Genomic DNA, 9271 nt, shown 5'->3' with positions numbered 1-9271 from the left:
CCCTGCACCGCCGTCAGGCCAAAACTCCATAGACTACCGACCGGCATCCCGCGGGTTCGTTCTTCCGCGACTTTCGTACGCCTCCCGGCGCCCGAAACCCTTCCGGAAAGGCGACAGTCGGCTTTGGGGGCTGACTGTCAAGAAGCAGACGGTCGCAACATCTCGACCGGAACGATTTGCAACCTCCTCATACGACAGTTTTTGTCCTCGATTGGCCCGTCTTAGCTGCGCCGTCTACGATGCTCGGCAGGATGAATACCGAGCCGCTGCAGACGCGCGTAGAGGCTCCGGCGGGGAAGTTGGAGCTCTTCCGCAACCGCGCCGACGTCGCCGTCCAAGCGACGTAGGGCGGAGGTGAGGATGCCAGCTTCGAACGTGTCCATCTGCTCGTTGAGGCACAAGTTGCTTGCGCCGTCCGTCTTCGACGGACTTAGCCCGTTGGAGAGACCAAGGGCGATCTGCGTGGCGAAGTTGCGCAGCTCGCGCACGTTGCCAAGCCATTCGTCGGTGAGAAGGCGCCGCTCGATCGCGGCATCGACGGGCGGGCTTGGAACGCCGTAGCGCCGGGCGGCCTCGTCGAGGAAAAGTCTGAACAGGAGGCCGATGTCGGCCCGCCGCTCGCGCAGCGGCGGCAGGCGGATCCGCACGGCGTCGAGATGGTAGAGGAGATCGGGACGGACCGCCCCCTCCGCCGATCCGGCGACAGGCGAGCGTTTGGCGGCGGCGATGATGCGCAGGTCGACGGGGCTCGGTTCCCCGTTGGCGCCCGGCACCTCCTTGTTTTCGGCCACGCCCATGAGTCGCCCTTGGAGAAGCGGTGACATGGATTCGATCCCATCGAGGAACAGCGTCCCGCGATGGGCCTCCGCGATCAGCCCCCGACGCAGGCGCGTCCCCAACAGGGTCTCGTCCACCAACGTATCCGACAGCGCAGCACAGTCGACCGAGACGAAGGGCTTGCCGCGGCGCGCACTCCCGCGATGGAGGAGGCGCGCCACGAACTCTTTGCCAGTGCCAGTCTCGCCCTCGATAAGTACATTGACATCGGCTTTGGCGATCTGCCGGATCGTATTTCGGACCTGCGCGATGGTCGGAGTCTGCCCGACGAGCGGAATGTCCTCGTCCACCTCAAGCGCCCCCTGGCGCAGCCGACGGTTTTCGAGGACAAGGCGGCGCATCTCCAGCGCCCGGCGGACCGAGGCGATGAGATGGTCGGTCATGAAGGGCTTGGCGAGGAAGTCGAAGGCGCCGTGCTTCAGCGCGTCCACCGCCATCGCGATGTCGCCGTGCCCCGTCATCAGGATAACCGGAAGCTCGCGGTCGCGCGCCAGGATCGCCTCGAAGAGCTCGTTGCCGTCGAGGCGTGGCATGCGCAGGTCGGTGACGACCACGCCCGGCGGCGCCGCGGACAAGCTGGCGAGCGCCGACTGGCCGTCGCCGTGCAGTTCGACATCCAGCCCGGCGATGGTGAAGGAGTCGGCGAGCGCGGCGCGAAAGGCGGGGTTGTCCTCGACCAGGAGGACCTTGCCGGCCGCGTCCACGCTCATGCCGCCCTCATGGTGACGACGAAGGCCGCGCCGCCGAGCGGCGAGACGCCGAGCGCCAGCGAGCCGCCGAGATCGGCCATGATGTCACTGGCGATGCGAAGGCCGAGGCCGAGCCCGTTGGGCTTGTTGGTGACGAACGGCTGGAACACTTCCTTGCCGAGCCGCGGGTCGATGCCCGGCCCGTTGTCCGCGACGGTCAGGCGCATGGTGTCTCCCTCTCGAGTCACGATCAGGTCGATCTGCGGGGCGCGGATATCGTGAAGCGCCTCGACCGCGTTCTGCAGAAGATTGACGAGCACCTGCTCCAGCCGCACCCTGTCTCCGAACACGGTTCCGAGCCCCTCCGGCGAGCGGTTGAGCCGGATGCCCGCCTTGCGGATTCGATCCTCCATCAGGAGCATGGTTCCCGCGATCACGGCATCGAGGGGCAAGGGACCGACCCGGCCCTCGCCGCGGCGCGAGAAACCGCGCATCTCCTGCATCAGCGTGCCGATCCGCTCGGTCATCTCGATCGCCGTTCCCAGACTCGCGCGCACCCGGTCCATCCGATCCGCCGCCAGATGGTGGAGCGCGTTCTCCGAAAGCGTGCGGATGGTCGCCACCGGCTGGCTGATCTCGTGCATCATGCCGGCCGTGATCGAACCGAGGGCCGCCAGACGGTTAGCCTGGGCCAGTTCCTCGCGCGCCAGCCGGAAGCGCTGGTCGGCGAGCGCCCGGTGGCCCATCTCATCCTGAAGCTGCGCCGTTCGCTCCGAGACGGCGGCCTCCAGCGCGCGCCGGTCAGCAGCAAGGCGAGCCGCGCGGCTGATCCGCCACCAGAGGGCCGAGGCGATGAGAGCGAGGAGCGGGGCAGCCGCCAGCGCGACCAGCGTGGCGCGCCGCGCCGCGGCCGCCAGCGCGGGCTCCGTGTCCGTGAGATGGAGGAGGCGCAGGTCCGTTCCAGCGATCGGCAGAGCAGCATGAACCATGGACGCGCCCGCCGGGGACGTGATCCGGTCCGCGCCCTCTAGCGCATAGGCGCCGGGCGCCAGGGCCGCATCCCCGTACTGGCCGGTGGATCGGATCGCTGCGCGCGTTGCGGGCGCCAAAGGCCGGATGGTGGTCAGGAGTTCGGACGGGTCCGGCGCGGCGAGCACGATCCCGTTGGCGTCCACGATCAAGGTCTGGCCGGGATCGCTCGCCCAGGTCCCGGACAGCGTGTCGAACTCGTATTTGACAACGACGACCCCGAAGGCCTCCCCGCTTTCGTCGATGCGGCGGGCGATGAACAGGCCGGATCGCTTGGTGATGACGCCAGCGCCGTAATATTCGGCCGAGCCGTCCCGGACTGCGTCGGTGAAGTAGGGCCGGAACGAGAAATTCTGACCGACGAAACTGTCGGCCTCCCCGATATTGGATGCCGCAATGGCGAGCCCGTTCCAGTCAAGGAAATAGACCCGTGAGGCCCCGGTCTTGCGGGCGAGGAGCGCAAGCTTTCCGCTGAGCCGAGCGGCGGCCTTCGGGGTCGGATGGGTCAAGACCTCCGCGACGTCGCCGTAATCCCCGAGCACGATGGGCAATAGCCGGAAGCGGGCGAGTTCGCTGTCGATCAGACGACTGTGCTGGCGCACGAGCGCTTCGGCCTCTTTACTTGCCTCCGTGATTGCCTCGCTCCGCGTCCAGACGGATGCCGTCCACCACACCGCAGCCACAACGGCCACAAGGACGAGTACGATTAGTTCCCGCCTTGTCCGAGTCGCTTCGATCATTCGTGCAGGATACGGCACAAACAGCGTCGAAGCCATGCAAAATCCTGCACGCGAGGGCTCCACAGCGCTTCGAGACATTGAGGCAATTCCGTGTCACTTGAACGGGTTACCGGAAAATGTGGCGCCTGTCTCGATAGCTTGGGTTGGCTCGGGCAAGTTGACCTCATCGGAGCGCGTCCATCGGGAGGAGGGCGAGCCCGGCCCGAGGGTATCAGGTACACCGGCCTTCGGGCCCATACCGACGCCCGCCCGGCCGCCGCACGATCGCATCCTTCCCGACGCCTGAGGCAAGCCGCCGCTCCCTGCGACGATGGAAGGACCTGACTGTGACGACTGATACCCTTAACATCCCGCCGGTCGATACGAAGGCTGGCGCCCCGGATCGCAACACGCGGCTGAAATCCATCATCGGCGGCTCGACTGGCAACCTGGTCGAGTGGTTCGACTGGTATGTCTACGCCGCCTTCGCGCTGTATTTTGCCCCCCATTTCTTTCCGGCCGGCGACCAGACCGCTCAGCTCCTGAACTCGGCGGCGGTGTTCGCGGTCGGCTTCGTCATGCGCCCTATCGGCGCCTGGATCATGGGCCTCTACGCCGACCGCAAGGGGCGCAAGGCGGGCCTTGCCATGTCGGTGACGCTGATGTGCCTGGGATCGCTCATCATCGCGCTGACGCCCGACTACCAGACGATCGGTGTCGCCGCACCGACGCTTCTTGTGATCGCACGTCTGCTTCAGGGCCTGTCGGTCGGCGGCGAATATGGCGCGTCCGCGACCTATCTCTCCGAGATGGCTGGCAAGAGCCGACGCGGCTTCTTCTCGTCCTTCCAGTACGTGACGCTGATCTCCGGGCAGCTCCTCGCCATCGCCGTCCTCATCGTCTTGCAGAAAACGCTCTCGCCCGACAACCTCAACGCCTGGGGCTGGCGCATTCCGTTCTTCATCGGCGCCGCGCTCGCGGTCGTCGTCTTCTGGCTGCGCCGGGGTCTGGCCGAGACCGAGAGCTTTAAGAACGCCAAGACGGGCGACGCGCCCAAATCCGGCTTCTGGCAGCTTATTACCAAGCACCCGAAGGAAACCGCGCTGGTCATGTTCTTGACCGCCGGCGGCACGCTCGCCTTCTACGCCTACTCGATCTACATGCAGAAGTTCCTCGTCAACACCTCGGGCTTCTCGCGCGAGGTGGCGAGCGAGATCAACGCGGTGACGCTCTTCGTCTTCATGCTCCTGCAGCCACTGGCTGGAGGCCTGTCGGACAAGATCGGCCGCAAACCGCTGATGATCACGTTCGGCGTCCTGGGGGTCGTTTTCACCTACCCGATCTTCTCGGCACTGGAGACGACGCGGGACCCACTCACCGCTGGGCTTCTGGTGATGGCCGCGCTGATCATCGTGACCGGATACACGTCGATCAACGCGGTGGTGAAGGCCGAGCTCTTCCCCGCCCATATCCGGGCGCTCGGCGTAGCGCTGCCCTATGCTCTGGCCAACACGCTGTTCGGCGGCACGGCCGAGTTCGTGGCGCTGCGCTTCAAGAGCTCGGGCTGGGAGCAGGGCTTCTACTGGTACGTGACGGCCATGATCGGCGTCTCGCTGCTGGTCTACCTCTTCATGCGCGACACCAGCAAGCAGAGCGCCATCGTCGAGGACTGACGAACCCCTTCAGCGGGGGGCGGACGCACCGGGAGACTTCGCCAGGCCCCTTAGCCGGTGCAACTCGGAGAGAAGGCCTGAACCGATACCGCGAGGGCAGGCAGCTCCTCGACCGTGCCTAACACCAACATTTTAAAGCCCGCTCCGAAGGGCTGTTTCTGGGAGGAATCATGAAGACCCTATCCACCATCGCGGGCGCTTTCGCCCTTCTGGCCGCCACGGCGGCGGGCGCCCTGGCGCAGGACTATCCCGACAAGCCGGTGACGCTCGTCGTGCCGTTCGCGGCCGGCGGCTCCACCGACCTCGTCGCGCGCACGATCGCCCAGAAAATGAGTGAGAAGCTTGGCCAGCAGGTGCTCGTCGACAACAAGGCGGGCGCGGGCGGCAACCTCGGCGCGACCTTCGTGTCCCAGGCCCAGCCCGACGGCTACACGATCTTGATGGGCACGATCGCCACGCACGCCCTGTCGGCCTCGCTCTACGCCAAGCCGCCCTTCGACCCGATCGCCGACTTCACGCCGATCGTCTGGCTGGTGACGGTCCCGAACGTCCTCACGGTCAACAAGAACTACCCCGCCACGACGGTGCAGGAGCTGATCGCGCGGCTGAAGGAGAAGCCCGGCGAGGAGGTCTATTCGTCGTCAGGCAACGGCACGCCGCTGCATCTGTCGGGCGAGCTGTTCAAGTCGATGACCGGCACCGACATGATCCACGTGCCCTATCAGGGTTCGGGGCCGGCGCTGGTGGACGCGGTGTCGGGCGCGGTGCCGATCAACTTCGACAACCTGCCGTCCTCGACCGAGTTCATCCGCACGGGCACCCTTCGCGCGCTGGCCGTGACCACCAAGGAGCGTGCGGCGAACTTCCCCTACGTGCCGACGATGGAGGAGGCGGGCGTGCCGGGCTACGAGACCAACACCTGGAACGCCTTCTTCGGCCCGAAGGGGATGTCGCCCGAGATCGTCGCCAAGCTCAATACGGCGGCCAACGAGGCGATCGCGGACCCCACGGTGAAGGCGCGTCTCGCCGAGGTCGGCGCGACGACGGTCGGCGGCATGCCGGAGGAGCTCGCCGCCCACGTGAAGACCGAGATCGCCCGCTGGAAGCCGGTGATTGAGGCGGCCGGCGCCAAGATCGAATAGGCGCTGGACGAACCCGTCCGATACGATCGGAGGGCGGCGCGAGGCCGCCCTTCTCCCCGAGCCTGGGAAGCTCCGGTCGCTCGTTTCACCTTGTAAGTTGGGAGGCTAGTAGATGCAGACCACATCGGGCGTGACGTCACGCCGTGACGTTTTTGCCGGATTGATCTTTGTCGCGTTCGCGGCGGGGTTCGGCTGGGAGGCGTCGAACTACGACATGGGCCGGGCGATCCGCATGGGACCGGGCTTCATTCCCATGACGCTCGCCATCCTCCTCGCCGTCTTCGGGCTCATGATCATCGTCTCGGGGTTGAAGAAGGACGAGCGGATCGAACGGACGCCCGTTCCCTGGAAGGGGATCGTGCTGATACTGGCAGCGCTGGTGATCTTCGGCGAGTTCGGCTCACTCCTCGGCCTCGTGCCCGTGGTCTTCGTCGGTACCGCCATCGTGGCGCTCGCCTCGGCGAAGAACTCCGTCGTCTCGGCGCTAACCATCGCCGCCTCCATGGCGGCCTTGTGCTGGCTGGTCTTCAAGGTCGGGCTCGGCATCACCCTGCCGACCTTCGGCCCCCTTCTCACTTTCTCCTGAGGCGCGGTCCATGGAACTCCTGTCTCATCTCGCGCTCGGCTTCGAGACGGCGCTCACCCCCGTCAACGTCTTCTGGTGCTTCGTCGGCGTGCTGCTCGGCACGCTGGTCGGCGTCCTGCCCGGCATCGGGCCGACGGCCACCATCGCCATGCTCCTGCCGATCACTTTCACCTTCTCGCCGGTGACGGCGCTGATCATGCTGTCGGGCATCTACTACGGCGCCCAGTACGGCGGCTCGACCACCGCCATCCTGATCAACCTGCCGGGCGAAAGCTCCTCGGCGGTCACCGCCATCGACGGCTACCAGATGGCGAGGAAAGGGCGGGCCGGCACCGCGCTCGCCACCGCCGCGCTCGGCTCCTTCTTCGCCGGCTCGGTGGCCACGCTGCTGCTCGCCATTGCCGCGCCGCCGCTCGCCCGCGTCGCCCTCCAGTTCGGCGCGCCGGAATACTTCGCCCTGATCGTTCTGGGGCTGCTGGTCTCGATCTCGCTCGCCCACGGCTCCATTGTGAAGGCACTCGCCATGATCTGCCTCGGCCTGCTGCTCGGCACGGTCGGCCAGGACATCTACACCGGCACGCCGCGCTTCACCCTCGGGCAGCTCGAGCTCTACCAGGGCATCAACTTCGTCTCCATCGCGGTCGGCGTCTTCGGCGTGGCGGAGATCTTCCGCAACCTCGAGAACGAGACGACGCGCGAGGTCGGCGTCAAGAAGGTGGCCGGGCTCTGGCTGACGAAGGAGGACTTTCGGCGCATCATAGGCCCGGTGCTCCGCGGCACGGCGCTCGGCTCGATCCTCGGCGTCCTGCCGGGCGGCGGCCACGTCCTCTCCTCCTTCGCCTCCTATTCGATGGAAAAGAACCTCGCCAAGGACAAGTCGGAGTTCGGCCACGGCGCGATCCAGGGCGTCGCCGGGCCGGAAAGCGCCAACAACGCCGCCGCCCAGACCTCGTTCATCCCGCTCCTGACGCTCGGCATCCCCGCCCATCCCGTCATGGCCTTGATCGTCGGCGCCTTCATCCTCCAGGGCATCACGCCGGGACCCAACGTCATCAACACGCAGCCCGCCCTGTTCTGGGGCATCATCGCCTCCATGTGGATCGGCAACGTCCTCCTCGTCATCCTGAACCTGCCGCTGATCGGCATCTGGGTGAAGATGCTGACCATCCCCTACCGCATGCTCTTCCCCGCCATCGTGCTGTTTGCCGCCATCGGTTGCTACTCGATCAACAACAACCCGTTCGACGTCTATGCAATCGGCCTGTTCGGCGTCCTCGGCTACGTCCTGATCCGCCTGGGCTGCGAGCCGGCGCCGCTGCTCCTCGGCTTCGTGCTCGGGCCCCTTCTGGAGGAGCACCTGCGCCGCGCCATGATCATCTCGCGCGGCAACGCCATGGTGTTCCTGGAACGGCCGATCTCGGCGACCCTCCTCGCCATCGGCCTCGCCTGCGTCGTCTTCGCCCTCCTCCCCTCCATCCGCAACAAGCGCAAGGAAGTCTTCGTCGAGGACGACTGATGGGATCGGAGCCCATGGCTCCAAAAGCCCTGCGCTTGAGACGCGGCTGTTGAGGTGGGGCATACCTATGCCACCTCGGCGAACGTCCAAGCCAGATACAGGCAGGGCGGACATCGATGAAGATAGCCAGCCGCGCTCTCTCTTTCTCCACCTTAGTCAAGGAGTTCAAAATGGAAACGGCGGAACTGCCTACCCGCGCACCGTCTCCCATCCCGACATTGCGCACGATTGCCATGCCGGCGGATACCAACCCTGCGGGTGACATTTTCGGCGGCTGGCTTCTTGCTCAGATGGATCTGGCGGCTGGAACAGCCGCAGCCCGGCGAGCCCGTGGGCGCTGCACTACCATCGCCATCGAGGCGATGCGATTCATGAGGCCCGTCTACGTCGGCGACGAGGTCAGCCTCTATGCGGAGATCCTGCATGTCGGTCGCACATCCATGCGCATCAACGTCCAAGCTTGGCGTCGAAGCCGGGCAGGCGAGGAGGTGGAGCAGGTCACCGAGGGCGACTTCGCCTTCGTTGCAATCGACACCGATCGGAAGCCGCGACCGATCGATCCCGTTGCATAAGCCTTCAGATGATGGCTGAAGCAGCCCTTGAATGATCGATCAATGTATTATCGCAAAGTCTTCCTCGCATTTCCGTCGCCAGCTGCTCTCCAGCGTGCAGCGAAGATGCAACGCTGAGGCAGCATCAACGCACGCTCGTCGACCGTCAGCTTTTGGGAAGCGAGACTACCTTCGTCAACGACCGGGAAGGGTGCAGGCCGTGTCAAAACATCGAGCCCGGTTGTTGTTTGACGTTTTGGAACTGACCGGATGGCTGGACATCGAAAGGCGGCGCTCTGTAGCTGCGTTTTGTGCTTATCGTGGAACAGGACGATGCGGTCGGCTCGCTTGATGGGATGGACCAGTGCGCCGTGGCTGCCTGGTCAGGCTCTGATTGCGGCGAGGAGCCACTTGCTTCCCATGATATTGAGTAAGACCGTATGTCCGCTTGGCCGGGCGGCTTGCCCTACACTGTCTGTTCGAGGGTTGCTCGGATGGGCCGAGCCGATCCTCCCGGCAGGAGGGCAAG

Annotated in this window: 7 protein-coding genes; 5 read left to right on the top strand and 2 right to left on the bottom strand. The window is 65.7% G+C overall.

The window, feature by feature from the left end; all coding sequences use genetic code 11:
• Positions 1-221: 221 nt before the first annotated feature.
• Complete coding sequence (locus tag ASG62_RS17685; protein ID WP_056700232.1) at positions 222-1547, bottom strand: sigma-54-dependent transcriptional regulator; 1326 nt, start codon at positions 1545-1547, stop codon at positions 222-224.
• Positions 1544-3295 (bottom strand): sensor histidine kinase, encoded by a 1752-nt coding sequence (locus tag ASG62_RS17680; protein ID WP_056700235.1) that lies wholly within the window; start codon positions 3293-3295, stop codon positions 1544-1546. The genes ASG62_RS17685 and ASG62_RS17680 overlap by 4 nt, the downstream gene beginning before the upstream one ends.
• A gap of 326 nt (positions 3296-3621) precedes the next feature.
• Between ASG62_RS17680 and ASG62_RS17675 the strand changes: the two genes are divergently transcribed.
• The 5 genes from ASG62_RS17675 to ASG62_RS17655 all read left to right on the top strand — a co-directional run bounded on the left by ASG62_RS17675 (position 3622) and on the right by ASG62_RS17655 (position 8763).
• Entirely contained in the window at positions 3622-4947 is a 1326-nt protein-coding gene (locus ASG62_RS17675) for an MFS transporter (RefSeq protein WP_413814219.1), read from the top strand.
• Between the two features lie 170 nt (positions 4948-5117).
• Positions 5118-6089, top strand: coding sequence for a Bug family tripartite tricarboxylate transporter substrate binding protein (locus ASG62_RS17670; protein WP_056700238.1), 972 nt, complete (start codon positions 5118-5120; stop codon positions 6087-6089).
• Between the two features lie 112 nt (positions 6090-6201).
• Complete coding sequence (locus ASG62_RS17665) at positions 6202-6675, top strand: tripartite tricarboxylate transporter TctB family protein (protein WP_056700242.1); 474 nt, start codon at positions 6202-6204, stop codon at positions 6673-6675.
• Between the two features lie 10 nt (positions 6676-6685).
• A complete protein-coding gene (locus ASG62_RS17660; RefSeq protein ID WP_056700244.1) occupies positions 6686-8191 on the top strand; it encodes a tripartite tricarboxylate transporter permease in 1506 nt (501 codons plus the stop codon).
• 170 nt (positions 8192-8361) lie between these two features.
• On the top strand, positions 8362-8763 hold the full coding sequence (locus ASG62_RS17655; protein WP_056700255.1) for an acyl-CoA thioesterase: 402 nt from the start codon (positions 8362-8364) through the stop codon (positions 8761-8763).
• Positions 8764-9271 lie beyond the last annotated feature (508 nt).

This window comes from Aureimonas sp. Leaf427 (genome assembly GCF_001425485.1).
Taxonomy (GTDB): domain Bacteria; phylum Pseudomonadota; class Alphaproteobacteria; order Rhizobiales; family Rhizobiaceae; genus Plantimonas.
Note: the sequence above shows the minus strand (reverse complement) of the source record. Positions and strands in the feature narration are given on the sequence as shown.